Origin of the sequence: Streptomyces sp. NPDC002209 (assembly GCF_042890265.1) — a bacterium.
GTDB lineage: Bacteria > Actinomycetota > Actinomycetes > Streptomycetales > Streptomycetaceae > Streptomyces.
Genome location: NZ_JBIARX010000002.1, coordinates 584,313 through 609,104, shown reverse-complemented (window position 1 = coordinate 609,104; position 24,792 = coordinate 584,313). Strand labels below are relative to the sequence as shown.

The 24,792-nt window shown below is 72.2% G+C and carries 20 protein-coding genes; 7 read left to right on the top strand and 13 right to left on the bottom strand.

Going from position 1 to position 24,792, the window contains the following annotated elements; all coding sequences use genetic code 11:
- Window positions 1-48: 48 nt before the first annotated feature.
- Window positions 49-1,554 carry a type VII secretion integral membrane protein EccD gene (gene eccD / locus ACFYXK_RS07625; protein ID WP_389410228.1) on the bottom strand — a complete coding sequence of 502 codons (1,506 nt, stop codon included), beginning with the start codon at window positions 1,552-1,554 and terminating at the stop codon, window positions 49-51.
- A gap of 207 nt (window positions 1,555-1,761) precedes the next feature.
- On the opposite strand from eccD, the gene eccCa reads away from it, so the two are divergent.
- Window positions 1,762-5,727, top strand: a complete 3,966-nt coding sequence (gene eccCa / locus ACFYXK_RS07620) for a type VII secretion protein EccCa (protein WP_389410227.1) — start codon at window positions 1,762-1,764, stop codon at window positions 5,725-5,727.
- A gap of 157 nt (window positions 5,728-5,884) precedes the next feature.
- The gene (locus ACFYXK_RS07615) at window positions 5,885-6,130 is read left to right on the top strand and encodes a DUF397 domain-containing protein (protein ID WP_030303613.1); all 246 of its coding nucleotides are present in this window, start codon (window positions 5,885-5,887) and stop codon (window positions 6,128-6,130) included.
- A gap of 82 nt (window positions 6,131-6,212) precedes the next feature.
- On the opposite strand, the gene ACFYXK_RS07610 is transcribed toward ACFYXK_RS07615, so the two are convergent.
- The 4 genes from ACFYXK_RS07610 to eccB form a co-directional block, all read right to left on the bottom strand.
- Window positions 6,213-6,524, bottom strand: a complete 312-nt coding sequence (locus ACFYXK_RS07610) for a WXG100 family type VII secretion target (protein WP_389410226.1) — start codon at window positions 6,522-6,524, stop codon at window positions 6,213-6,215.
- Between the two features lie 57 nt (window positions 6,525-6,581).
- Window positions 6,582-6,917 carry a hypothetical protein gene (locus ACFYXK_RS07605; RefSeq protein ID WP_383515117.1) on the bottom strand — a complete coding sequence of 112 codons (336 nt, stop codon included), beginning with the start codon at window positions 6,915-6,917 and terminating at the stop codon, window positions 6,582-6,584.
- 213 nt (window positions 6,918-7,130) lie between these two features.
- Complete coding sequence (mycP, locus tag ACFYXK_RS07600) at window positions 7,131-8,393, bottom strand: type VII secretion-associated serine protease mycosin (RefSeq protein WP_389410255.1); 1,263 nt, start codon at window positions 8,391-8,393, stop codon at window positions 7,131-7,133.
- 17 nt (window positions 8,394-8,410) lie between these two features.
- Entirely contained in the window at window positions 8,411-9,973 is a 1,563-nt protein-coding gene (gene eccB / locus ACFYXK_RS07595) for a type VII secretion protein EccB (RefSeq protein ID WP_389410225.1), read from the bottom strand.
- Window positions 9,974-10,249: 276 nt separating this feature from the next.
- Here eccB and eccE point away from each other — a divergent pair, with 276 nt between their 5' ends.
- The 3 genes from eccE to ACFYXK_RS07580 all read left to right on the top strand — a co-directional run bounded on the left by eccE (window position 10,250) and on the right by ACFYXK_RS07580 (window position 15,038).
- On the top strand, window positions 10,250-11,524 hold the full coding sequence (eccE, locus tag ACFYXK_RS07590) for a type VII secretion protein EccE (protein ID WP_383515123.1): 1,275 nt from the start codon (window positions 10,250-10,252) through the stop codon (window positions 11,522-11,524).
- On the top strand, window positions 11,521-12,219 hold the full coding sequence (locus tag ACFYXK_RS07585; protein ID WP_389410224.1) for a hypothetical protein: 699 nt from the start codon (window positions 11,521-11,523) through the stop codon (window positions 12,217-12,219). Before eccE ends, ACFYXK_RS07585 begins: the two co-directional genes overlap by 4 nt.
- Before the next feature lie 341 nt (window positions 12,220-12,560).
- Window positions 12,561-15,038: an SCO5717 family growth-regulating ATPase gene (locus tag ACFYXK_RS07580; RefSeq protein ID WP_389410223.1), complete on the top strand. Its 2,478-nt coding sequence runs from the start codon at window positions 12,561-12,563 to the stop codon at window positions 15,036-15,038.
- A gap of 78 nt (window positions 15,039-15,116) precedes the next feature.
- On the opposite strand, the gene ACFYXK_RS07575 is transcribed toward ACFYXK_RS07580, so the two are convergent.
- Window positions 15,117-16,073: a bifunctional riboflavin kinase/FAD synthetase gene (locus ACFYXK_RS07575; RefSeq protein ID WP_389410222.1), complete on the bottom strand. Its 957-nt coding sequence runs from the start codon at window positions 16,071-16,073 to the stop codon at window positions 15,117-15,119.
- Window positions 16,074-16,301: 228 nt separating this feature from the next.
- Between ACFYXK_RS07575 and ACFYXK_RS07570 the strand changes: the two genes are divergently transcribed.
- Both ACFYXK_RS07570 and ACFYXK_RS07565 read left to right on the top strand, forming a co-directional pair.
- Entirely contained in the window at window positions 16,302-16,904 is a 603-nt protein-coding gene (locus ACFYXK_RS07570) for an RNA polymerase sigma factor (RefSeq protein WP_389410221.1), read from the top strand.
- Window positions 16,901-17,524, top strand: a complete 624-nt coding sequence (locus ACFYXK_RS07565; RefSeq protein WP_389410220.1) for a hypothetical protein — start codon at window positions 16,901-16,903, stop codon at window positions 17,522-17,524. Before ACFYXK_RS07570 ends, ACFYXK_RS07565 begins: the two co-directional genes overlap by 4 nt.
- Before the next feature lie 206 nt (window positions 17,525-17,730).
- Here the strand turns inward: ACFYXK_RS07565 and truB are convergent, their stop codons facing one another.
- The 7 genes from truB to rimP form a co-directional block, all read right to left on the bottom strand.
- Window positions 17,731-18,639: a tRNA pseudouridine(55) synthase TruB gene (gene truB / locus ACFYXK_RS07560; protein ID WP_383515137.1), complete on the bottom strand. Its 909-nt coding sequence runs from the start codon at window positions 18,637-18,639 to the stop codon at window positions 17,731-17,733.
- Entirely contained in the window at window positions 18,636-19,088 is a 453-nt protein-coding gene (rbfA, locus tag ACFYXK_RS07555; RefSeq protein WP_389410219.1) for a 30S ribosome-binding factor RbfA, read from the bottom strand. Before rbfA ends, truB begins: the two co-directional genes overlap by 4 nt.
- Window positions 19,089-19,115: 27 nt before the next feature.
- Window positions 19,116-19,409 carry a DUF503 domain-containing protein gene (locus ACFYXK_RS07550; protein ID WP_030651158.1) on the bottom strand — a complete coding sequence of 98 codons (294 nt, stop codon included), beginning with the start codon at window positions 19,407-19,409 and terminating at the stop codon, window positions 19,116-19,118.
- A 154-nt stretch (window positions 19,410-19,563) separates the two neighbouring features.
- Window positions 19,564-22,698 carry a translation initiation factor IF-2 gene (infB, locus tag ACFYXK_RS07545; protein ID WP_389410218.1) on the bottom strand — a complete coding sequence of 1,045 codons (3,135 nt, stop codon included), beginning with the start codon at window positions 22,696-22,698 and terminating at the stop codon, window positions 19,564-19,566.
- A gap of 148 nt (window positions 22,699-22,846) precedes the next feature.
- Window positions 22,847-23,134, bottom strand: a complete 288-nt coding sequence (locus ACFYXK_RS07540) for a YlxR family protein (RefSeq protein WP_389410217.1) — start codon at window positions 23,132-23,134, stop codon at window positions 22,847-22,849.
- A 119-nt stretch (window positions 23,135-23,253) separates the two neighbouring features.
- Window positions 23,254-24,264, bottom strand: coding sequence for a transcription termination factor NusA (nusA, locus tag ACFYXK_RS07535; RefSeq protein WP_389410216.1), 1,011 nt, complete (start codon window positions 24,262-24,264; stop codon window positions 23,254-23,256).
- Window positions 24,265-24,266: 2 nt separating this feature from the next.
- The gene (gene rimP, locus ACFYXK_RS07530) at window positions 24,267-24,764 is read right to left on the bottom strand and encodes a ribosome maturation factor RimP (protein WP_389410215.1); all 498 of its coding nucleotides are present in this window, start codon (window positions 24,762-24,764) and stop codon (window positions 24,267-24,269) included.
- Between the last annotated feature and the right edge of the window lie 28 nt (window positions 24,765-24,792).

Here is a 24,792-nt window from a genome sequence, read left to right as displayed (position 1 = left end):
ACACAAACGGCCGTCACACAGCGTACCAGGCTGCCGCCCGGCCCCGTCTCAGCTGGTGAGAGACCGGGCCCTGGCGTACACGTCCAGCACGGCGAGGGCCAGCGGGACAAGACTGAGCAGTACTGCCGCCTCGGTGAGGTCGAGCAGCCGTCCCCAGAAGGGTGACAGGCCCTTGCGGGGGATGACAAGTGCAATACCCGCGAGGAGGGCGGCGCCGGCGGCGACGGCTGCGGAGAGCCAGATCGTACGGAGGTCCAGGCCGCCGTGGTCGTGGTACTGGACGAGCTCGCGGACCAGGTCGGCCGGCGGGCGCAGGGCCAGGCCCAGGATCAGCAGTGCGATGGCGGCCAGGCCGGCGACCAGGGTGCACACGACCTGGGAGGTGTAGCGGAAGAGGCGGGCGCGCAGCAGCATGGCCAGCCCGGTGGCGAGGGCCAGCAGCCGGCCCCAGGTGTTGTCGGAGAAGCCGAGGACGGCGGCGGAGCCGACGACGACCGCGGCGCAGCCGCCGACCAGGCCGAGGAGCATCTCGTGGCCGCGGCGGGCCTGGGTGGCGATGGCCTCGGCGTCGAGCGGGGCGCCCGTGTCGTGCTGCTCGGAGCCGGCGGGGTCACCGTACGGCTCGGTCTCGTAGCGGTCCGGGGTCTCGTAGCTCTCGACGGCGCTCTGCGGGGCGGCGTAGCCGATGGGCAGCCGGGCGAAGCGGGCGGAGAGGCCGGGCAGGAAGGCGACGAGGCCGATGGCCACCGGGGCGCAGACGGCCGCGGTCGCGGTGGCCGAGGCGTCGGTGACGATGGCGACGAACGTGGCCAGGGTTCCGGTGGTGGCGAGGAAGGTGGCCGCGACGAAGGGGGCGTCCCCGTTCGGGGTGAGCGCGACCAGGGCCACGGAGGCGACCAGGACGCAGACGCACCCGAGCAGGAACTGCAGCCGGCCGGGTCCCTCGCCGGCGCCGGCGGCGATGATGCCCGAGCCGGCGATCAGCAGGTGCGGAAGGGCGCCGAGGCCGAGGGCGACGGCGGAGCCGCGGTCGCGGTAGACCCGGGCGCGCACTCCGGCGGCGGCGGTGAGCAGCACGCCCACGGCGCCGGCGATGATGCCGGGCAGGCCGTGCATGTCGTGGCGGACGGGGTCGGCGTACCAGAGGACGAAGCCGAGCAGGACGAGCAGCAGGGCGGCGCCGGCCAGGCCCGCGCCGCGCAGCATGTCGTCGCTCCAGAGGTGGCGGTCGCGGACGACGGCGGAGGCGACGGCGTCGGAGACGTCGTCGAACACGGCCGGCGGCAGCGACTCGGCGAACGGACGCAGGCTCAGCACCTCGCCGTCGAGGACCTGCTGGGCGGCGAGGGTGCGGGCGCCGTCGAGGACCGTGCCGTCGCGGCGGACCAGGTGGAAACCGGTGGGGGCGCCGACGGGCTGGGTCTGGCCGGTGAGGCGCAGGAGTTCCGGATAGACGTCGGCGACGGCGATGTCCTCCGGGAGGGCGACGTCGATGCGGCTGTCGGGGGCCACGACGGTGACCCTGCAGAAGCCCGTCGTTGCGGCCGTACTCACCTGTGTGACCCCCCTGGTTGGCGAAGCGGGTGCATGGGCTCTCGCCTTGGATTCGCGGATGCGCATACTGCGCGGGCCACCCTACCGGGAGTATGAGTGACTGTCGGCAAGTAGGATCACCGTCGCGCAGGGGAGACCCCCTTCGCGCCCGGGACTTGGGGGCGCCGGTTGCGACGTCCCGTCCGTTTTCGAGGGATTGATGCTCCGGTGAGTCAGATCGTCGTCAAACGCCCGCCGCGGTCCTTGCCGCCCGAAGTTCCTTCGGACGAGCTGAGGCTGGAGGCTCCGCCGGAGCTTCCCCGCGGGCAGCAGGAGGGCATGCTGATGCAGCTCCTGCCGATGCTCGGCATGGGCTCGTCGGTCGTCTTCTTCTTCATGCCGGGTGCGGCGCCCTTCATGCGCATCATGGGTGTGCTGATGCTGGTGTCCACGGTGGGCATGGTCCTCGCCCAGCTGGTGCGCCACCGGCGCGGTACGCAGGGGCAAATGGCCGATGTGCGGCGGGACTACCTGAAATATCTTGCGCAGACCCGGCGTCAGGTCCGCAGGACCGCGCGGGCGCAGCGTGACGCGCAGCTGTATCTGCACCCGGCCCCCGAGCAGTTGTGGTCGGTCGTGGCCGAGGGTTCGCGGCTGTGGGAGCGGCGCGTCGGCGACGAGGACTTCGGCCAGGCCCGGCTCGGGCTGGGCGCGCAGCGCCTCGCGACTCCGCTGGTGGCGCCGGACACGGCGCCGGTGGACGAGCTGGAGCCGCTGACGGCGGGCGCGATGCAGCGCTTCCTGAAGGTGCACTCCTCGCTGGACGGGCTGCCGGTGGCGGTGTCGCTGCGGGCGTTCTACCACGTGACGGTGTCGGGCGAGCCGGAGTCGGCGCGCGGGGCGGCGCGGGCGCTGGTGGCGCAGCTGGCGACGCTGCACTCCCCCGAGGACCTGGTGGTGGCCGTGGTGGCCGCGCCCGGTGCGGCGCCCTCGTGGGACTGGACGAAGTGGCTGCCGCACACGCAGGTCCCCGGCCAGGTCGACGGGGCCGGCACGAAGCGGCTGTTCAGCGATGACCTGACCGAGCTGGAGGGGCTGCTGGCACCGCGGCTGGAGGGGCGGCCACGGTTCAGCCGGGACGTTTCCCCGGTGCTGGACCAGCCGCACCTGGTCGTCGTACTGGACGCGAACTCCCGGGGCGGCCTGGTGCCGCCGGACTCGGCGTTCGCGGCGGCCGAGGGGCTGCAGGGCGTGACCATCGTCGAGGTGGTCGCGGGCGAGCTGGACGAGCCGCGCGGCGGGCTGTCGGTCGTGGTGCGGCCGGGCCGGCTGCGGCTGGAGTCGGGCGCGGGGGTCGCGTACGAGGGCGTACCGGACACGCTGTCGCTGCCCGCGGCAGAGGCGCTCGCGCGGCAGCTGGCGCCGCTGCGCACCGGTGGCGGGGACGACGACGAACCGCTGCTGGCCAACCTGGACTTCACGGACCTGCTGAACCTGGGCGACGCGGCCTCGATCGACGTGGCCCGTACCTGGCGGCCGCGTTCGGCCGGTGAGCGGCTGCGCGTGCCGATCGGTGTCGGCGAGGACGGCGCCCCGGTCATGCTGGACCTCAAGGAGGCCGCGCAGGAGGGCATGGGCCCGCACGGCCTGTGCGTGGGCGCGACCGGTTCCGGCAAGTCGGAGCTGCTGCGCACGCTGGTGCTGGGCCTCGCTGTCACGCACACCTCGGAGACGCTGAACTTCGTACTCGCCGACTTCAAGGGCGGTGCGACGTTCACGGGCATGGGGCAGATGCCGCACGTGGCCGCCGTCATCACCAACCTGGCGGACGACCTCACGCTCGTGGACCGCATGGGCGACTCGATCCGCGGTGAACTGCAGCGCCGGCAGGAGCTGCTGCGCTCGGCGGGCAACTACGCGAACATCCACGACTACGAGAAGGCGCGCGCGGCGGGTGCCCCGCTGGAGCCGCTGGCCTCGCTGGTCCTGGTCATCGACGAGTTCAGCGAGCTGCTGACCGCGAAGCCCGACTTCATCGACATGTTCATCCAGATCGGCCGCATCGGCCGCTCGCTGGGCGTGCACCTGCTGCTGGCCTCGCAGCGCCTGGAGGAGGGCAAGCTGCGCGGGCTGGACACCTACCTGTCGTACCGGATCGGTCTGCGGACCTTCTCGGCGGCGGAGTCGCGGACCGCGATCGGCGTGCCGGACGCCTACCACCTGCCGTCGGTGCCGGGTTCGGGCTACCTGAAGTTCGGTACGGACGAGATGACGCGGTTCAAGGCGGCGTACGTCTCGGGCACCTACCGCTCGGGCGGGCCGGACCTGTCGGTCGGGCTGTTCCCGGTGGAGCGGCGCCCCGCGCTGTTCACGGCGGCGCCGGTGCCGGTCGTGTACGCGGCGCCGGACCCGGCGTACCTGGCGGCGCAGTCGGAGCGGGAGGACGACGCGCTCGCGGACACGGTGCTGGATGTGATCGTGGCCCGGCTGGAGGGCCAGGGCGTGCCGGCGCACCAGGTGTGGCTGCCGCCGCTCGACCAGGCCCCGCCGCTCGACCAGCTGCTGCCGGCTCTGGCGCCCTCGGCGGAGCGGGGGCTGCACGCGGAGGGGTACACGCGGCCCGGCGGGCTCGTCGTACCGCTCGGCCTCATCGACAAGCCCTTCGAGCAGCGCCGCGAGGTGCTGTACCGGGACTTCTCGGGTGCGGCGGGCCACATGATGGTGGTCGGCGGTCCGCAGTCGGGCAAGTCGACGCTGATGCGGACGCTGATCTCCTCGTTCGCGCTGACGCACACGCCGCGCGAGGTGCAGTTCTACGGACTGGACTTCGGTGGCGGCAGCATGTCGTCGATCGCCGAGCTGCCGCACGTCGGCGGGATCGCCTCGCGCCTGGACCCGGAGCGGGTGCGGCGTACGGTCGCGGAGGTGGGGGGAATCCTCAACCGCCGCGAGGAGTTCTTCCGCGCGAACAACATCGACTCCATCGGCACGTACCGGCGGCGGCGCGCGGCGGGCGAGCTGCCCGGCGAGGCGTGGGGCGACGTGTTCCTCGTCGTCGACGGCTGGGGCGGCTTCCGCACCGAGTACGAGGGCCTGGAGTCGGTGGTCACGGACATCGCCTCGCGCGGTCTGGGCTACGGCATCCACGTGGTGATCACGGCGGCGCGCTACATGGAGGTGCGGGCCGCGCTCAAGGACCAGATGCTGAACCGGCTGGAGCTGCGGCTCGGCGACGTCATGGACTCCGAGTTCGACCGCAAGGTCGCGGCGAACGTCCCGACGGGCATGCCGGGCCGCGGGCAGGTCGCGGAGAAGCTGCACTTCCTCGGCGCGCTGCCGCGGATCGACGGCGCGCACGACCCGGAGGACCTGTCGGAGGCCACGGCCGCCTTCGTGTCGGCGGTGAAGCAGAACTGGGCGGGGGCCGCGGCTCCCGGCGTACGGCTGCTGCCGCGCCTGCTGCACGCCGACCAGCTGCCCCGGGGCGGGGACAACCCCGGCCGCGGGCTGGCCATCGGCATCGACGAGACGAACCTCGAGCCGGTGTTCGTCGACTTCGAGAGCGACCCGTTCTTCCTGGTGTTCGGCGAGAGCGAGTCCGGCAAGACGAACCTGCTGCGGCTGATCTGCCAGCAGATCGCGGAGCGGTACACCCCGGACCAGGCGCGTCTCGTCGTCGGCGACTACCGGCGCAGCCTGCTCGGTGCGCTGCCGGAGGAGCACCTGCTGGAGTACGCGCCGATGGCGAGCTCCCTGCAGACGCACATGGAGGCGCTGGGCGGGGTGTTCTCCCGCCGGCAGCCGCCGACCGACGTCACTCCGCAGCAGCTGCGCGACCGCAGCTGGTGGACCGGCCCCGACGTGTTCATCATCATCGACGACTACGACCTGGTGGCCACGAGCCAGGGCAATCCGCTGGCCCCGCTGGTGGAGTTCCTGCCGTTCGCCCGGGACACGGGTGTCCGCTTCATCATCGCGCGCAACTCGGCGGGCGCCTCGCGTTCGCTGTACGAGCCGTTCATGCAGCGCTTCAAGGAGCTGGGCGCGCAGGGCGTGGTGCTGTCGGGCGATCCGTCCGAGGGCGACCTGATCGGCAACGTCCGGCCGCGGCCGATGCCCCCGGGCCGGGCGTACTTCTCCTCGCGCAAGCGGGGCACGTCCCTGGTCCAGCTGGGCCGCCTGCCGGGAATGTAGGACGGAGACGCGCGCCGACGAGAAAGCGGGGCCCGGCCGGCGGCCGGGCCCCGCTTTCTCGTGATCAACGGCAAACACTCCCCCGGCCCGGTCCGCAGGACCGATAATCGGTGGTGAAGACCGCGGTAGCACCGCACCGCCGAGGGAAAGGCCGCACATGGGCACTCAGCAGGAGAAGGACGAGCTGTACGCGCTCGACATCAGCGGCGTGGAGTGGGAGGGCCCGCCCGGGACCAGCCCCGACGAGGAGCGGGTCGAGATCGCCCGGCTCCCCGAGGGCGCCGTGGCCATGCGGTCCTCGCTCGACCGGGACACCGTCCTGCGCTACACGGCGGCCGAGTGGGAGGCCTTCGTGCTCGGCGCCAGGGACGGGGAGTTCGATCTCGACCGCGGCCCCCGCTGAGGCAGGTACCCCTGGGTACGACGACGGGGCGCGCCCGGTGCGGGCGCGCCCCGTATCCGCATGCGGCTGCGGTCGACCCGGCTCAGTAGGCCTCGGTGAACAGGCGCGAGGCCTTCACGTCGGTGGCGCGGTAGTCGCCCTTGCCGCGCTCGATCAGCGAGGCGACCTGCTCGAGCTGCCTGTGCATGTCGTCGGCCTTGCTCTTGTACTGCTTCTGGAGGGTGAGGTACGCCTGGTGCGCGTCACCGTCCCAGGTGTCCGTGACGACCTTGATGGCCTGCTCCATCTCCTGCAGGTCCGTCACGATCTTCTTCGAGACGACGCGGATGCGGTTCGCCATCTCCTGGACGCTCTCATACCGGACCTTGGTGTGGCCGCCGTCGGAACCAGCCATGTTCTTCTCCTTCGCGCTGAGCTGAGTGGGAAACGACGTGAAGACGTAAAGGGCGGGTCAGATGCCGTTGAGGCCGGAGCCGCCCTGGCCCGCGGAGGCCTGCACGTTCTTGAACGCCGCGCGCACCTCGTCGTCCTGCGCGTTGCTGAGGTTCTTGGTCTGCGAGACCGCGTTGTGCAGCACCCCGAGCAGACGACGGATCGCGTCGTGGTCCTCGTTGACGACCGTCTGGGCGGAGACGAAGCCCGACGCACCCACACCGGTCCAGCCGGCGCTCACCGTGGCGAGGATGTCGGCCAGCTCGCGGGACTGGGTGGTGACGGCGCGGGCCGTCGTCTCGATCTTGTTCTTCGCCTGGACGATCGGATCGTCTGCGAGTCCGAAATTGCTCATCCGAAGCTCCTCACTTCTCAATTCGCCGGCAGAACCGGCGGATTGCGCAGCAGAGCGGGCGTTCCCGGCGTGGATTCGAGCCACGCGCCCTGGAACTCCCCCTCCGCCTCACGCGATCCCCCGATCACAGTCGTGAAGCCTGGTGTCACTCTAGCCAGTTCATCGGACGGTCCCAACACCGGTGGGCCGCTTCCGTTGATGAACTGTGACGGTTCACTGCAAACGACCCCGTCGCTTGCGGGCATCCCGGACCACCGTCGCCGTGCCCGCGATGACCGCGATCAGCACGCCTGCGATCCCGAGAGCGTACGTTCCGAACCGCTCCTCGCGCTCCTGCGCCGTCTCGGACACCCGCAGCGCCGCCGCCTCGGGGGCGGCCGCCGGCGGCGGGCCGGGGTCCGGGACGGGGGCCTTGGGACGGTCGTGGTCCTGGGTGACCGCGCGGACCGGGTCGACGACGCCCCATCCGACGTAGTCGTCACGGCCGTTGATCGAGCGCTCGGCGGTCCCCTGGATCTGCCAGACGATCTCCTGCGGGGACCAGTCCTCGTGCTTCGCGCGCAGCAGGGCGGCGACTCCGGCGACGTAGGGCGCCGAGAAGCTGGTTCCGTTGTCGATGCACTGGCCGAAGCCGGGGACGGTGGAGACCATGTCGACGCCGGGCGCGGCGACCCCGATGAAGTCGCCGGGCTGGGAGAACGGGGACCGCTCGTTGTTGCGGTCCGAGGAGGCCACGGCGAGGACGCCGGGGAAGGCCGCCGGGTAGGTCCTGCGCTTCTCGCCGCTCATGCCGTCGTTGCCGGCCGAGGCCACGACCACGACCTTCGCGTCGATGGCGCGCTGGACGGCCTTGCCGAGCTCGGAGTCGGCGCTCAGGGGGACGTCGGTGTCCTGCGAGATGTTGATGACCTGGGCGCCCTTGGACACCGCGTGGTCGATCGCCTGGCCCAGGGAGAGGGCGTTGCCCTTGCCCTGCCCGTCGTTCTGCCGGATCGGGATGATCGTCGATTCGGGGGCCAGGCCGACGAAGCCGGTGCCTTCCTGCGGCCGGGCCGCGATCAGCCCGGCCACCTTGGTGCCGTGGCCGACCGTGTCGCTCGTGCCGTCGCCGCCCTTGGGGTCGACGAAGTCCTTGCCGGCGCCGACGTCGATGGCGCCGCTGAGCTGCGGGTTCGCCCGGTCCACGCCGGTGTCGATGACGGCGACGCGGACGGGCTTGCCGTTCTTGTCCTTGCCCTTGGTCTGCGCCCAGAGCGCGTCGAGCAGCAGCCGCTGCAGGGCCCAGGGCCGGTCGGCGATCTGCTTCTTCATCGGGAAGGTGCACTCGCCGGCGCCCGCGAGGTCCAGGGCCGGTGCGCGGACGGGTTCCGGGCGCGGCGGCGCGGCGGTGGCGGCCCCGGCCGTGGCGGTCGTGCCGGACAGGGCGGCCACGGCGAGCGCCGCGGTGGCGAGTGCGCTGCGCGCGTACGGGGGCATGGGCATCGGCGGCTTCCTCACGAACCCTGGGGCTGGCGGGCGGAGTTGGTGTCCAGGCGCGGCCCCTTCGAGAGGAACTCGGACCAGGCGATGGGCACCAGGGCCGGGGTGACCGTCCCGTAGCCGAGCCGGATCTGCGCCTGGCTGGCCTCGGGGCGGCCGTCCGCGCCGGCCTGGCCGTTCGGCTGGTCGGGGGCGCCGATCTTCGACTTCTCGGAGTCGCTGTCCCCGTTGGCCTGCACCGCGTACCGCAGGCCGGTGTCGGTGACCAGGAAGAGGGCGCCGCCCGCGGTGGTCTGCTTGCCCTGGACCTGCGTGTAGAGCAGTCCCGAGCCCGGCGTGACGTACGCGCTCGTCCCGCTGGCGGTGATGTCGATGGGGAATCCGGTGCCGGCCCAGGTGCTCAGCGTCTGGTTGCCCTGGCCGTCGACCGAGCGCAGCACGTTGCAGACGGTGTCGCGGGCGCCGGAACCGGCGGCCTGGTTGATCCGCTCGGACTTCTTCTGCGGCCACCTGGCCTCGCCCTTGAACGCCGTGGCGTCCGGGTTGAGCGACTGGAGGTCGACCTCACGGGGCTTGCCGTGCATGTTGAGGCCGTCCGTCGCGGGCGCCGAGATCAGCAGCCACGCCACGAAGTCGGAGACGGGCGCGACCTTCCCGGGCAGCACGACGTAGTGCTGCGTACCGGAGCCGGTCTGTGCCTTCAGCACCATCCCGACCTTGTTGTCTCCGGTGGTCAGGCCCTGCACGTCGGCCTTCGTGCCGGCCGCGACGGGCAGCTGCGGGAAGACCAGGTCGTCACCGGAGTTGAGGGTGGCCAGCCACGTCTCGGTGACCTGCTGCGGGGTGGCGCCGGTGTTGCCGACCAGCGCGTTGGTCATCTTCCCTGCGTCCGCGCCGCCTTCGGGGAACTTGTACTTCGTCCCCGTCGCGTCGACCAGGTAGCGCTCCTTGGCCCCGCCGGTGCTCTGCACGTACAGCATCTGGCTGTCGGTGACCTTGCGGGTGTCGTCCATCAGCCCCGCCTCGCGGTCGGCGAGGACGAACGTCGCGGTCTGCACGGTCTTGCCGTTGCCGCCCGGCGCCTGGCAGACGGCCCAGCGCTTCGCCTTGCCGGCGTCCTGCGGGGCGGGCAGCCGGTCGGGGGCGTACGGGATGCCGATGATGGGCCCGCGCGGCGGCTTGCCCGCGTCCAGGATCTTGTCGTCGATCTGGATGACCTTGAACTTCTGCGGATCCAGGAGGAGTCGGGCGGAAGCCAGGTTGAGCACCGGGTGCAGCCGGGTCTGGTCCTTGCCGTTCACCTTGGTCGTGAGCACCACGTACCGGGTCGTCGACTGCTTGCCGACGATGACCTTGGTGCCGGCCTCGTCCCAACCCTTGGGCGCCTGCGGCTTGAACATTCCCCAGGCACCGAACGCGGCGAGTACGAGCGCCCCCGCCACCAGCCCGGGCAGGACCGCGCGCAGCGGACGCGGCGCACCTTCCTCGGACCCCGTGGCGGAGGGCTGGAGGAACGCGGCCACCGTGCGCCGCTTCGCAAAGGTGTACGCGTTGAGTTCATCACGTCGTGATGCCATGACCGCCTGCTTCTCCCCGCACGGCCCGGTCGGTGAGTACGGTCCCCGGGCCTCGATTGTCGGACCGGGGACCTACTATGCCTCTTGACGGAGGGTGCGCAGGGGCCGGGTAGGGTGAGGCCGCCGCTCACTGTCTTCCGGACCGCGCGATTCAGGGGTCGTCGGGGTATTCAGGGCTTGTTGGGGTGGATTGGGGAGATCCGGGGTCATGCGGCGGGCAGCGCCCGGCTCCGGCACTCACGGGGTACGGCCCCGGGAAGGGGAGGTGGGCGAGTGATGGCCACCGCGACGCAGCCGCAGACGGGTGCACCCGCACCCGCTCGCGGCGGGGTGACGCCGTATCCGAAGTCGAGCCCGGGCCGTTTCGGCCCGTTCCGATTGCAACAACTCGTACTGCTCCAGATCGCCGTGGCCGCCCTGCTGGTGGCCTGGGTCGTGGAGCCGATGCTGCTGATTCCCGCCGGTGTCCTGGCGCTCGTCCTGGTGGTGCTCGCCGTCGTACGCCGCCACCAGCGCTCCCTGCCCGAGTGGATCGGCGGCGCGCTCGCCCTGCGCTCCCGGCGGCGCCGGGCCGCGTCGTTCACGGTGCCCGCGGGTACCGAACCGGGGCTGGCCCCGCTCGTCGAGGCCGATCCGGCGCTGCGGACCCTCACGTTCAGCGACCGCGACCGGCGGCCCGTCGGAATGGTCGGTGACGGGACGTTCCTGACCGCCGTCGTCCAGGTGGACACGGACGCCACCGCGCTGCGGCCCGACCGCGGCGCCCGACCTCTGCCGCTGGCCCTCGTACGGGACATCCTCGAAGTCGACGGCATCCGGCTGGAGTCCGCGCAGCTGGTGCTGCACACCCAGCCCGCGCCGGCCCCGCACCTGCCGGCCCAGTCGATGGCCACGCGCAACTACGCGCCGCTGCAGGCCGCCACGGGCACCCCGGCGGTGCGGCTGACGTGGATCGCGCTCAAGCTCGACCCGGAGCTGTGCCCCGAGGCGGTCACCGCACGCGGCGGCGGGCTGGCGGGCGCGCAGCGCTGCGTGGTGCGGGCGGCCGACCAGTTGGCGAGCCGGCTGACCGGGGCCGGGTTCCGGGCGACCGTGCTCACCGAGCAGGAACTGACGGCCGCACTGGCCACCTCCTCGTGCGCGAACCCGATGGCGATCACGCAGGCGGGGCGCTCGGCGACCACCGGCCGGCGGACGGAGGAGACGGCGCGGATCTGGCGCTGCGACGACCGGCGGCACACCACGTACTGGATAGGCCGCTGGCCGCAGCTCGGCGGCAGCGGGGCGGCGTCCCTGCCCCAGTTCGTGGCGTTGCTGACCTCGCTGCCCGCGCTGGCGACGAACTTCAGCCTGACGTTGGCCCCGGCGGAGCGCCAGGGCGTGACGCTGACGGGGCACGTACGGGTCACGGGGCGCAGCGACGAGGAACTCGTGGCGGCCCGCCGGGAACTGGAACGGACGGCACGGGGCGTACGCACCGGGCTGGTCCGGCTCGACCGTGAACAGGTACCGGGGCTGCTGGCCTCGCTGCCGCTGGGAGGGGCGCGATGAGGGGCGGGTTCGGGCTGATCGGCCCGCGCCGCGAGCGGCATGCGGTCCCCGCGGCGGACCTGGACGCGCTGGCGCTGCCCGTCGGGGACGACGGGGTCGTCATCGGCATGGACGCCGAGGGGCGTCCGGCGGTGCTCGGCATCAACCGGCCGACGCCGTACGAGGTGACGCTCATCGGCGGCCTGTGGACGGCCCAGGTGCTGGCGCTGCGCGCGGCGGCCACGGGCGCGCGGGTGGCGGTGGAGACCGGGCGCGGGCAGGTGTGGTCCGGGCTGGCCCAGGCGGCGGGCGGCGGCCAGCAGTGCGTGACGCTGCACGAGGTCGGCCGGGTGCCGCCGCAGGGCGCGTCGGCGGGCAGCCCGGTGCTGGTGATCCGCGACTGCGGGATGCGGCCGCCGCGCGGGCGCGTGGTGGCGGGACCCTGGCAGTCGGTGCTGACCCTGTTGCCGTACCTGAGCCCGACGGCGCCGCGGCTGCTGCAGAACTCCTCCCTGGTGGGCGTCCAGCGGGTGTCCCCGGACGAGGCGGAGCAGCTCGGCCGCCTGATGAACCTGCCGCGGGCGGCGGTGGATTCCCTGCCGACGCTGGGCGACGGGGTCACCCTGTGGTGCACGCCGAGGGACCGCCAGTTCGTGATGACCCAGGGCACGGAACCGGAAACCGGCCTCCTGGGCCCGTCCCGCCGCATCGACTGACCACCCCGATGCCCCACCGCCAAGCCTGCGCCGGGGCGCGGGTCGTACGGGCGGAACCCCGGGGGCACCTCCCGGCGGGGGCCGGGGGAGAACGGCGAAAGGGCGGGGCGGGAAGAAGGGCCCCGCGCAGCGTCACCCCACCCGGCGGGTGACGGTTGCTCAGGGAGCGGCCACCCTGTAGGCAGGACGGCAAGGACGACGGCACGCGGCCGGCCCGCAAGGCCCCCGCACCGCGGGACGTCCAACGGGGGCGGACACCGCTGTCGGCACGCGATTAGGCTGGACGCGGGCGCGGCGTCGAGGTGGGCGCCGGACCAGTGTTCGACAGACCAGGAGGACCAGTGAGCGGCGATCGGAACGAGAGGCGCGGCGGGACTTGGGACGTCCCGACGGACGATCAGTCCGACGCGGAGCCCGAGGTGACGGGCGAGTTCACCATCGACTACACCCCGCCGGCCTGGTACACGCAGGGCGCGGCCCCGGCCACTGCGGTTCCGGGCCTCCCCGAGGGCAGCGGCTTCGAACCCCACCGCCCGTCGGACGTGGCCTCGCCCTCGACGATGCGGATCGCCCCGCCGGCCCAGCGCACCCCGTCGGACGGGGCGGGCGTGCCCTCGCCGTTCCCGGCACCGGCCCCGCCGGCCCCGGCACCCTTCAGCCCCCCGGCCGACCATGCCGCCCCGCCTGCGGCTTTCCCGCCCGCGGCACCCGCCGACACCACCGGCGCCCCCTCGGCGCCCCCGGCACCCTTCAGCCCGCCGGCCGAGTCCACCACCGGCGCGCCCGCGCCGGTCCCGGCACCCGCCGAGGTACCGGCTCTGCCGGCACCGGCGCCCGTCGGTCCGCCCGCGGCGGGCCCGGCCCTGGACAAGGCACCCGATCTGCCGACCCCGGCTGCCGCCCCCGCACCGGCACCCTTCGACATGCCCCCCGCCGAGGCGCCCACGGATGCACCCGGACCGCTCGTGAAGGCCTCCTTCGAGGGATCCGTCTCCGTCCAGCGGCACGACACCCCGCCCGACGGGACGGCCATCCCGTTCGCGAACCCCGAGCCCGCGGCTCCGCAGGCTCCCCTGGACGCGGCTCCCGCGCCGGTGGCCGACGTCGTCCCCGCGCCCTTCGCGCCCCCCGTACCGGAGGCTCCGGAGCCCGTCACCCCCGTGGATGCGGTTCACCCGCCCGTGGAAACCCCCTTCGGGGGACCCGGGGGCGAACTGCCCGCGCTGCCGCCCGCGTTCCCCGCCACCACGGCACCGCAGGACGGGTACGGCTTCCCGGCTGCCCCCGTCCCCGCCACCACCGCACCGCAGGACGGATACGGCTTCCCGCCCGCGCCGCAGAACGGGTACGGGTTCCCCCCGGCCTCCGGCCCGGCCACCACCGCGCCCCAGGACGGGTACGGCTTCCCGCCGGCCCCCGCACCGGAGCAGCACCAGCCCCAGCCGCAGCCGCAGCCGCCCGTGGACGCCGGCGACTACGCCTTCCCGCCCGCGCAGCCGGCCCCGGCCCCGGCCCCCGCGCCCGTACCCCCGCAACACCAGCAGCCGCAGCAGCCGTACGACCCCCGTACCGGCGGCGCCCCGTGGTCCGCCGGGCCCCAGCCGGGCCCGCAGCCGCACGACCCCCGCTACCAGCCCGGCCCGGCCGGCGGCGGAGCGCCCCTCGGCTACACCGCCGCCGTCGAGCTGTCCTCCGACCGGCTGCTGCGCGGCAAGCAGAAGCCCAAGCCCCAGCGCGCAGGCTTCCGCTTCGGCGGCAAGGCCGCCGAGGCCGAGCGCCTGCGCAAGCTCGAGCTCATCCGCACCCCGGTCATGTCCTGCTACCGCATCGCCGTCATCAGCCTCAAGGGCGGCGTCGGCAAGACCACGACCACCACAGCCCTCGGCGCGACCCTCGCCACCGAGCGCCAGGACAAGATCCTGGCCATCGACGCGAACCCCGACGCCGGCACCCTCGGGCGCCGCGTCCGCCGCGAGACCGGGGCCACGATCCGGGACCTGGTCCAGGCGATCCCGTACCTGAACTCGTACATGGACATCCGGCGGTTCACCTCCCAGGCCCCCTCCGGCCTGGAGATCATCGCCAACGACGTCGACCCGGCCGTCTCCACGACCTTCAACGACGAGGACTACCGCCGCGTCATCGACACGCTCGGCCGCCAGTACCCGATCATCCTCACCGACTCGGGCACCGGCCTCCTCTACTCCGCCATGCGCGGCGTACTGGACCTGGCCGATCAGCTGATCATCATCTCGACCCCGTCGGTGGACGGTGCCAGCAGCGCGAGCACCACGCTCGACTGGCTCTCCGCCCACGGGTACGCCGACCTGGTCTCGCGATCCCTCACCGTCATCTCGGGGGTCCGCGAGACCAGCAAGATGATCAAGATCGAGGACATCGTGCAGCACTTCGAGACCCGCTGCCGCGGCGTCGTCGTGGTGCCGTTCGACGAGCACCTCGCGGCCGGTGCCGAGGTCGACCTCGACCTGATGCGGCCGAAGACCCGGGAGGCGTACTTCAACCTCTCCGCGCTCGTGGCCGAGGACTTCGTCCGCGCCGCCCAGCAGGCCCCCCAGGGCCACTGGGGAGCGCCGCAGCAGCCCCAGCAGCAGCCGCAGCCGCACCAGTCACCGCAGCAGCCCCAGCCTCAGCCGCAGGGCCAGCCGTACGGCCAGCCCCAGGGTCCGTCCCCGTACCAGCAGCCGCAGCCGTACGCGCAGCCGTACCCGCAGCCCGGCCAGCCCTGGCAGCCGCAGCAGCAGCCGCCCCAGCAGCCCCAGCACCCGCAGCAGCCCCCGCGCGACCCGCGCCTCGGCTGACGACGGCAGCAGGAAGGGCCCGTACCTCCCCGGGGAGGTACGGGCCCTTCTCGTGCGCGCCGGGCAGCCGCCCGCGGCTCACCGCTCCGCGTCGTACGCCTCGGTCAGCGTCCGCGCCCGCTTCACGTCGTCGGCGATGGCCTCGAGCAGGCCGTCCAGCGATTCGAACTTCGCCATGCCGCGCACGTACGCGAGGAAGTCCACGGTCACGTGCAGGCCGTACAGGTCCAGGCCGATCCGGTCGATCGCGTACGCCTCCACGGTCCGCTCGGTGGCGTCGAACTGCAGGTTCGTGCCGACCGAGATGGCCGCGGGCATCCGCTCGCCGTTGGCCGTGAGCCAGCCCGCGTACACGCCGTCCGCCGGGATGGCGGTGTGCGGGGCGGTCTCGACGTTGGCCGTCGGGTAGCCGAGCTCGCGCCCGCGCTGGGCTCCGCGTACGACGACGCCCTCGACGCGGTGCGGCCGTCCGAGGATCTCGGCTGCACCCGCCATGTCGCCCTCTGCGACCAGCTTTCGAGCCAGCGTCGAGGAGAACGGCACGCCGCCGCCCGCCGCGCCGCGCTCGACCAGGTCCACGACGTCGACCTCGTAGTCGTACGTGCCGCCCAGCTCGCGGAGGAAGTCGACGTTTCCGGCGGCCCGGTGGCCGAAGCGGAAGTTCGGGCCCTCGATGACGGCCCGCGCGTGCAGCTTGTCGACGAGCACCTTCACGATGAAGTCGGCCGGGGAGAGCTGCGAGAACTCCGCCGTGAACGGCAGGATCAGCAGCGCGTCCACGCCCAGCCCGGCCATCAGTTCGGCACGGCGGTCGTACGGGGCCAGGATCGGCGGGTGGCTGCCCGGGCGTACGACCTCGCTCGGGTGCGGGCTGAAGGTGACGACGACGGACGGGACGCCGAGCGCGCGCGCCTTGGCCACGGCCCGCCCGATGATCAGCTGATGGCCCCGGTGCACACCGTCGTACGAGCCGATGGTGACGACGCTGCGTCCCCAGTCCTGGGGGATGTCCTCCAAGCCACGCCAGCGCTGCACTGTGACCGCTCCTCGCCCGAACCGTGTAGGCCCTGTCCTGGTTGCCGATTGCAGGTCTAAGACTGCCATGCCCGTGCCCGGGGCCCAGCATCGGCATCTGGCTGGGGGCGCTCTGTGTCACCTCGGCAGGGCGGAGCCCCCGCTCGCGGATGTAACGGTGGGGGCGGCTGCGGCCAAGTAAGGGGTGGAGGGGCTCGTACGGGTCCCCATTACGAGGGAGGGGGCCCGGTGAGCAGCACCGAGCAGGAGACCGTGCAGGCGGGGACCGGACCGCCGGATCTGACCACACCCGAAGGATTCGGGGCGTTCTACCAGGAGCACATAGACGCGGTTCTGGGTTTCGTCACGCGCCGCGTCGCGGACCCGCATCTGGCGGCTGACCTCACGGCCGACATCTTCCTCGCGGCGTTGAAGGCCGCTCCGGGCTACCGGCCCGACCGCGGCGTCCCGGTCGCCTGGCTGTACGGCATCGCGCGGCATGTCCTGGCGGGCCATGCCCGCGGCCGTGCCCGCGAGCGCGGTGCACTGGAGCGGCTGAGCGGCCGCCGGCTGCTCGACGAAGAGGACGTCGCCGCGCTGGAGGAGCGGATCGACGCCCAGCGGGCGTTCCGGGCACTCGCCGAGAGACATGCCGCCCTCTCCGATCCGCTTCGGGCCGTCCTCGACCTGATCGTCGTGGACGGGCTCAGCCCGGCCGAGGCCGCGCAGGCCCTCGGCGTCACCCAGGCCACCGTCCGGGTCCGTCTGCACCGCGCCCGGCGCATTCTGCGGACCGCGTCCACCTCTTCCGAACAGCCCGTCCCGGCGCACCAGTTGGAGGCAGCACGATGAACAGCAGGCCCACCCGGTTCGAGGAGCGTCTCAAGCAGGAGCTCCTGGCGATCGCCGCCGACCGGAGCAGGATCGAGGAGCAGGTCGATTTCTCCGTCCGCTCCCCCGCCCGCCGGTTCCGGATGCCGCTCGCCGTCGGCGTGACAGCAGCGGCGGCGGCCGCGGGCCTTCTGGTCGCCCTGCCGGTCCTCGGCGACGACGGGGGCCCCTCGGCCGCGTATGCCGTGTCCAAGGGCAACGACGGAACCATCACGGTCAGGCTCTTCCATCCCGAGGGGATGCCCGGGCTGGAGCGGGAGCTCCGCGCGCTGGGCGTCAGCGTCGCCCTGGTTCCCAGGATCCCGGCGGCTCAGTGCACCGAATGGCCGGCCGGCGGTTTCGACTCCGCAGAGGGGCTGCTCAGCAGCGACGGCAGCGGATTCGTACTGAAGATCAACTCGGCGACGCTTCCGCCGGGGCGCACCCTCGTGCTCGGACGGTCCCGAGCGCATCCCGAGGCCGTGTCCTTCGGCTCGCTCAAGACGTCGCTGGTGCCGTCCTGCCTCCCCGAGTACCCGGGCCCGCCCGCGCCCCCGGCGCCGGACAGCGGCATAAAGCCTGGTGGGGCCGTCGGGGAGTAGCGGACCCGGCGGGGGCGGCCGGCGCATGCAGGCCAAGAGGAGGAGCACAGGTGGCAAAAGCGCCCCCTTACGCTCCCTCCAGTCACTCCGCGCGCCTGCTCGGACGGGTGAATACGGGGGTCCGGCTGGATAGACACCTACCCGAGGGGGGTCGTGGAGCGGTGAGCAGCAGGCGATGTGCGCTCACCGCTCCACGTCAAAGCGGATCAGACGAAGACGGCCAGCGACTTCGCCTTGCCGCCCTTGCTCTCCACCAGCCCGAGCAGCTGGCCCTCCGGCCCGTAGACCGCCACCGTCTTGCCTGCGGGGTACGCGTCCGGCATCTCGATGCGCACGCCGTTGGCGAGCAGCGAGGCCCGCCGGGCGTCCAGGTCCCAGCGCGGGAAGGCCGCGGCCGCCGCCTCGCCGATCGGCATGACGGTCAGCTCCTCCTGGAGCTGGTCCAGGGTCCGCGCCCGGTCGATCTTGTACGGGCCGACCCGGGTGCGCCGCAGCGCGGTGAGGTGCCCGCCGACACCGAGGTCGGCGCCCAGGTCACGGGCCAGGGCGCGGATGTACGTACCGCTGGAGCAGACCACGGAGACGACGAGGTCGACGACCTTGGTGCCATCCTCGGCCTCTGCGTCCCGCATGTCGTACACCTGGAACGAGGAGATGGTCACCGGCCGGGCCGGGATGTCGAAGTCCTCGCCGTCGCGCGCACGCTTGTAGGAGCGCACGCCCTTGATCTTGATGGCGCTGACCTTCGACGGGACCTGCATGATCTCGCCGGACAGCTTGGCGATGCCCTTGTCCACGGCCTCTCGGGTCACCGCGGAGGCGTCCGTCGAGGAGGTGATCTCACCCTCCGCGTCGTCCGTCAGGGTGTTCTGACCGAGGCGGATCGTCCCGAGGTATTCCTTCTCGGTGAGCGCGAGGTGACCGAGGAGCTTGGTGGCCTTCTCCACGCCCAGGACGAGGACGCCCGTCGCCATCGGGTCGAGCGTGCCGGCGTGGCCGACGCGGCGGGTCTTGGCGATCCCGCGCATCTTGGCGACCACGTCGTGCGAAGTGAAGCCGGACGGCTTGTCGACGATGACAAGGCCGTCCGGAGTCTTCCCTGCGTTGGTGCTCATTCCGCGGCTGCGTCCTCGTCGTCGTCCTCGCCCGGCTTCTTGTACGGGTCGGCATCGCCGGCGTACTGCGCGCCGGAGGAGACCTCTCGCACCTGGGCGTCGGAGGCGCGCGCCTTGTCGAGGAGGTCCTCGATGGTCTTGGCGTTCTCCGGGAGGGCGTCCGCGACGAAGGTCAGGGTGGGCGTGAACTTGGTGCCCGCCGCCCGGCCGACCGCGGAGCGCAGTACGCCCTTGGCGCTTTCGAGACCCGCTGCCGCGCTGGCGCGGTCCTCGTCGTCACCGTAGACCGTGTAGAAGACCGTGGCCTCCCGCAGGTCGCCGGTGACCCGGGTGTCCGTGATGGTCACGTGCGTACCGAGGCGGGGGTCCTTGACACCACGCTGCAGCTTCTCGGCCACCACCTCCCGGATGAGGTCCGCCAGCTTCTTCGCCCGCGCATTGTCGGCCACTGGTCCGTCTCCTTCTTTGTCTTGCAATCAGTCTTCATCACCGTGCAGCCGCCGTCTCACCGACAGCAGCTCCACTTCCGGACGTGCCGCGACCAGCCGCTCGCAGCGGTCCAGTACATCCGAGAGGAACCCCGCGTCCCCACTGACCAGAGCGACCCCGATACGGGCCCTGCGGTGCAGATCCTGGTCCCCCACCTCGGCCGCACTGACCGAGAACTTGCGTTGGAGCTCGGCCACGATGGGCCGGACGACGGAGCGTTTCTCCTTCAGCGAGTGGACGTCGCCGAGGAGCAGATCGAAGGACAGAGTCCCCACGTACATTCAGTTCCGGATATCCCGCCGGTGCGGGTTCGGTGGCCTGCCGGGCCGTCGCGCGGCAGGGTCACCAGAACCGTACACGCAACGGCCGGGGCCGATCGACGGATATTCCGCCGACCGGCCCCGGTGTTACGACACGGTACGAACCGCCTCGCGCTTACGCGCGGGGCTTCTCGCGCATCTCGTACGTCGCGATGACGTCGTCGATCTTGATGTCGTTGAAGGAACCGAGGTTGATACCACCCTCGAAGCCCTCGCGGATCTCGGTGACGTCGTCCTTGAAGCGGCGCAGACCGGAGATGGTGAGGTTCTCCGCGATGACCTTGCCATCGCGCAGGAGCCGCGCCTTGGTGTTGCGCTTGACCTCGCCGGAGCGGATGAGAACACCCGCGATGTTGCCCAGCTTGGACGAGCGGAAGATCTCGCGGACCTCCGCCGTACCGAGCTCGACCTCTTCGTACTCCGGCTTGAGCAGACCCTTGAGGGCCGCCTCGATCTCCTCGATGGCCTGGTAGATCACCGAGTAGTAGCGGACGTCGACACCCTCGCGGTCCGCCATCTGCGCGGCACGGCCGGCCGCACGGACGTTGTAACCGATGACGATGGCGTCGGAGCCCATCGCCAGGGCGATGTCGGACTCGGTGACCGCACCCACACCGCGGTGCAGGACGCGGATGTCGACCTCTTCGCCGACGTCGAGCTGGAGCAGCGAGGACTCGAGAGCCTCGACCGCACCGGACGCGTCGCCCTTGATGATGAGGTTGAGTTCCTGGACCAGACCGGCCTTGAGGACCGAGTCGAGGTCTTCCAGGGACACCCGGCGGACGCGCTTGGCGAAGTTGGCGTTGCGCTCACGCGCAGCACGCTTCTCGGCGATCTGACGGGCGGTGCGGTCCTCGTCGACGACGAGGAAGTTGTCGCCGGCGCCGGGGACGTTGGTGAGACCCAGGACCAGGACGGGGGTCGACGGACCCGCTTCCTCGACGTTGTTGCCCTTGTCGTCGAGCATGGCGCGCACTCGGCCGTAGGCGTCGCCCACGACCATCGTGTCGCCGACGCGGAGGGTACCGCGCTGGACGAGGACGGTGGCGACGGCACCGCGGCCGCGGTCGAGGTGGGACTCGATCGCAATACCCTGAGCGTCCTGCTCCGGGTTGGCGCGCAGGTCGAGCGAGGCGTCGGCGGTGAGGACGACGGCCTCGAGCAGGGAGTCGATGTGCAGACCCTGCTTGGCGGAGATGTCGACGAACATCGTGTCGCCGCCGTACTCCTCGGCGACCAGACCGAACTCGGTGAGCTGACCGCGCACCTTGACCGGGTCGGCACCCTCGACGTCGATCTTGTTGACCGCGACGACGATCGGGACGCCGGCGGCCTTGGCGTGGTTCAGCGCCTCGATCGTCTGCGGCATGACGCCGTCGTTGGCCGCGACCACGAGGATCGCGATGTCGGTCGACTTGGCACCACGGGCACGCATGGCGGTGAACGCCTCGTGACCGGGGGTGTCGATGAAGGTGATCTTGCGGTCTTCACCGTTGACGTTGGTGCCCACCTGGTAGGCACCGATGTGCTGGGTGATGCCGCCGGCCTCGCCCGCGACGACGTTCGTCTTGCGGATGGCGTCGAGCAGTCGGGTCTTACCGTGGTCGACGTGACCCATGACGGTGACGACCGGCGGACGCGGCATGAGGTATTCCTCGCCGCCCTCGTCCTCGCCGAACTCGATGTCGAAGGTCTCGAGGAGCTCGCGGTCCTCCTCCTCCGGGCTGACGATCTGAACTTCGTAGTTCATCTCGCCCGCGAGGAGCTGGAGGGTCTCGTCGGAGACGGACTGCGTGGCAGTGACCATCTCGCCGAGGTTCATCATGACCGCGACCAGCGACGCCGGGTTGGCGTTGATCTTCTCGGCGAAGTCGGTGAGGGACGCACCGCGCGACAGGCGAACGGTCTCGCCGTTGCCGCGGGGCAGCATCACGCCGCCGACCGACGGGGCCTGCATGGCCTCGTACTCCTGGCGCCTCTGACGCTTCGACTTGCGACCGCGACGGGCGGGCCCGCCGGGACGGCCGAAGGCACCCTGCGTGCCACCACGGGCACCGGGACCGCCGGGACGGCCACCGAAGCCGGGACGACCGCCGCCACCGGCACCGGCCGGGCCGCCGCCGAAGCCGCCGCCACCCGGACGCGGGCCGCCGAAGCCGCCGCCGCCCGCGGGACGCGAGCCGGGACCGGCCGGACGGCCGGCGAAGCCGCCGCCACCGGGACGACCGGCGCCACCGGGACGCGGGCCACCGGCACCGGGACCACGGCCACCGGGGCCGCCGCCGGGACGGGGACCGGGACCACCGGCAGCGGGACGCTGCGGCATCATGCCCGGGTTCGGACGGTTACCGCCGGGAGCACCACCGGGACGCGGGGCGCCGCCCTGCGGACGGGGCATGCCGCCCGGGGTCGGACGACCGGCACCGGGACCCTGCGGACGCGGAGCGCCACCGGGACCACCCTGCGGGCGGGGAGCACCCTGGCCGCCGCCGGCGCCGGGGGCACCGGGACGGGGAGCGCCGGCCGGACGGGGCGCCTGCGGGCGCGCCATGCCGGTGGAGCCACCAGAGGTGAACGGGTTGTTGCCCGGACGGGGACCGGCCGGACGGGCGCCCTGCGGACGCGGGGCCTGGCCACCGGGACCGGCGGGACGCTGTCCCTGGCCGCCGGGGGCGGAGCCGGCCGGACGCGGGGCGCCGGGACGGGCACCGGCCTGGCCGCCCTGGGCCGCGGGACGCTGCTGCGCCGGACGCGGGCCGGGGGTCGCGCCGGGACCGGCGGGACGCTCGGTGCGCGCCGGGGCGGCCGGGGCCGCCGGAGGCGCGGAGAACTCGGTCGCCACGGGAGCCGCCGGAGCGGGCTTCGGGGCGGCCGGAGCCTTGGGACCGGGACGCGGGCCGGAAGCGGCCGGAGTCACCGGGGCGGACGCGCTGGGAGCCGGAGCCTCGGCAGCGGCCGGCTTGGGGGCCGGGGCGCCGGGCTTGGGGGCAGCGGGACGTGCAACGGCACCCGGGGTGGGAACCCCGGGCTTGGCGGGCGCAGCCTTGCGGGGCGCACCCGGCTTCGCAGCGGACTTGCCGGCGCTGCCGCCGGGGCCCTGCAATGCGTCGGTCAACTTGCGTACAACCGGCGCCTCGATCGTCGAGGACGCCGAACGGACGAACTCACCGAGTTCCTGGAGCTTGGCCATGACGACCTTGCTCTCAACTCCGAACTCCTTGGCGAGTTCGTATACCCGGACCTTAGCCACTTCGCTCCTTTTAGGTCCGGGTTACGCCGGACCGTCGCTACTTCATGGGCGTACTCATCGCGTACTCATCGAGTGCTCATCGCAATCTCGACCTACTTCCAACTCGCGAGGTACCTGACCGCACGGGGCATCCGTGCCGTACTACTTCTTACGGTGTCGCCTCGGCCACGATGGCCACGGCTTTGCTCAGTCCGGTCGTGTCGAGTGCTCCCGGGGACCGAAGGGCCCGGGGGAACGCTCTGCGACGGACCGCCTTGTCCAGACAGACCACGGCAGGGTGCACATAGGCGCCCCGGCCGGGCAGCGTACCGCTTGGATCGGGGACGCATTCGCCCTCGATCGCCACGATGCGCAGCAGATCGCTCTTGGCCGCTCGCTCCCGACACCCCACACAGGTGCGTTCGGGGCATGCGCGGGCTTGCGTCCGGCCAGACACGCCTAAGTCTACCTCCCCGCACCGACCTCACCCCTTCGGGCGAAAAATCGAACGGATGTTGTCGAGATCTGCTGTCTTGATCCTGTCTACCGGCCGGACAGCTCCGGCCGGTAGCGGATTTATTCCCCGCCCCGGTCCCGGTCGGCGTCCGGGGACGCCTCGGTGTCGGGACGGATGTCGATGCGCCAGCCGGTGAGCCGCGCGGCGAGGCGGGCGTTCTGGCCCTCCTTGCCGATGGCCAGCGACAGCTGGTAGTCGGGCACGGTCACCCGGGCGGAGCGCGAGTCCCAGTCGACGACCTCGACCTTGCTCACCCGGGCGGGTGACAGCGCGTTCGCGACCATCTCCGCCGGGTCGTCCGACCAGTCGACGATGTCGATCTTCTCGCCGTGCAGCTCGGCCATGACGTTGCGCACACGGGCGCCCATCGGGCCGATGCAGGCGCCCTTCGGGTTGAGGCCCGAGCGGGTGGACCGTACGGCGATCTTGGTGCGGTGGCCGGCCTCGCGGGCGATCGCCGAGATCTCGACGCTGCCGTCCGCGATCTCCGGGACCTCCAGCGCGAAGAGCTTCTTCACCAGGTTGGGGTGGGTGCGCGACAGGGTCACGGACGGACCGCGGACACCCTTCGCCACCCGTACGACGTACGCCTTGATCCGCAGACCGTGCGTGTACTCCTCGCCGGGGACCTGTTCCTGCACCGGCAGGATGGCCTCGAGCTTGCCGATGTCGACGAGGACGTTCTTGGGGTCCTTGCCCTGCTGGACGACACCGGTGATGACGTCGCCCTCACGGCCGGCGAACTCGCCGAAGGTCAGGTCGTCCTCGGCGTCGCGCAGACGCTGCAGGATCACCTGCTTGGCGGTCGTCGCGGCGATCCGGCCGAAGTCCGACGGGGTGTCGTCGAACTCCTTGGCCTCCTGCCCCTCCTCCAGGTCCCGCGGGTCCTCCGTCGCCCACACGACGACGTGGCCGTTGGTGCGGTCCAGCTCCACGCGTGCGCGCCGGAAGCTGCCCTCGGTGCGGTGGTACGCGATGAGGAGGGCCGACTCGATCGCCTCGACGAGCAGGTCGAAGGAGATCTCCTTCTCCCGGACCAGACCCCGCAGGGCACTCATGTCGATGTCCACGGCTACGCCTCCTCTTCCTTCTTGTCCTTGCGGTTGAACTCGATCTCGACCCGCGCCTTGGCGATGTCGGAAAAAGCAATGCGGCGGGCGGTCGCCTTGCGGCCCTTCACGCCCGGGACCTCCAGGTCCATTCCCTCGTCGTCCACGTCGAGGATGCGGGCGATCACTTCCCCGCCCTCGGCGAGCTGGAACTTCACGAGGCGGCCGATCGCCCGTACGTAGTGACGGTGCTCGGTCAGCGGGCGGTCGGCGCCCGGCGAGCTCACCTCGAGGACGTACTCGTCCTCGCCCATCACATCGGATTCGTCGAGCGTGTCGGAGACCTCACGGCTCAGCTCGGCACACGCGTCCAGTTCCACGCCCTCGTCGGAGTCCACGATGATGCGCAGCATCCGGCGCTTGCCGGCCTTGGACATCTCGATGTCCTCGAGATCCAGGCCCTTGGCGGCGACGAGCGGCTCCAGCAATCCGCGCAGCCTGTCGCTCTGGGTGGTGCTCATCCGGGTGACTCCTCGGCCGCGTGTGCTG